Raw genomic sequence first — 1,341 nt, forward strand, 5'->3', positions numbered from 1 at the left:
GCCGCCGTAATCAGTGTTCCGGTGAGCATCGGAAATGCTGTTGTTTTCCACGCAAATCCAGCAGCTTTAATTCGGCTATAACCCTGCTCCATCTTAATTGCCATCATCTCGACGGCAATAATGGCGTCATCGACTAACAGACCTAGCGCCAGAATCAAGGCACCCAGTGAAATCTTATGCAGTCCGACATCGAATAGATTCATCCCCGCAAAAGTCATTGCTAAAACTAAAGGAATAGAAAAAGCGACAACCAATCCTGTGCGGAAACCTAAAGAGAAAAAACTCACTAACAAGACAATAATAACTGCTTCAGCGAGTACCTTTATAAACTCATGAATACTGCGTTGTACCGCTACAGGTTGGTCAGAAACTTTTTGGAGCTTCATACCTAAAGGTAAAGTTTTTTGCAGCTGGGCAAATTCTGTGTCGAGATTTTTACCTAAGGCAATAATGTCACCGCCCTTACGCATCGATAAAGCAATACCAATACCATTTTCACCCATGAAGCGCATACGTGGCTGAGCAGGTTGACTAAAACCACGGTAGACGTCAGCGACATCTCCGAGCTGAATGGTTTTATCACCTACCAGTAAAGGCATTTTCTTAATTTCATCAATGTTTTGTAAATGACCACTTACCCGAATCTGAATGCGGTCTGTGCCTGTTTCAAAAAAACCTGCACTTGCCATACTATTTTGCTTTTGTAAGGCATCTTGAATCGCTGTAACTGGAATACCAAGCTGTACCGCTTTGGTGTTAGAAATCTCAATCCAGATTTTTTGATCTTGCAGACCAATGAGTTCGACCTTACTGACATCTTTGACACGTTGAAGCTGTAATTGCAAACGATCGGCATATTCCTTAAGAAGTGCATAGTCAAAGTCTTTGCCTGTCAGTACATAAATATTGCCGTAAGTGTCTCCAAATTCGTCATTGAAAAATGGACCTTGTACACCGTTTGGCAGTTCATGGCGTATATCATTTACCTTCTTACGAACGTTGTACCAAACATCAGGAATCTTGTCAGAAGTCAGTGAATCCTTCGCTACAAAAGTGACCAACGACTCACCCGGACGGGAGTAAGCCATGATCTTGTCATACTGTCCTGTTGTCATGAGTTCCTTTTCGATACGGTCCGTAACTAAAGTAGAAACTTCTTTGGCAGTCGCCCCAGGCCAGTAGGTCTGCACCACCATCACCTTAAAGGTAAAGGGTGGATCTTCACTTTGTGATAATTTTGAATAAGAGATTGCACCGATAATGCCAAGCAACAGCATAAAATAAAGGACAATGCCTTTATTATTTAATGCCCATTCCGAGAGATTGAATTTCATGGCTGGG

1 pseudogene is annotated in these 1,341 nt (G+C 42.4%); it reads right to left on the reverse strand.

The annotated features are described in order from the left end of the window. Positions 1-1,334, reverse strand: a pseudogene (locus tag UC75_RS21235) (efflux RND transporter permease subunit); the annotation flags it as partial. Between the last annotated feature and the right edge of the window lie 7 nt (positions 1,335-1,341).

Origin of the sequence: Acinetobacter sp. V2, from assembly GCF_001188385.1 — a bacterium.
In the GTDB taxonomy this organism is placed as follows: Bacteria; Pseudomonadota; Gammaproteobacteria; order Pseudomonadales; family Moraxellaceae; genus Acinetobacter; species Acinetobacter oleivorans.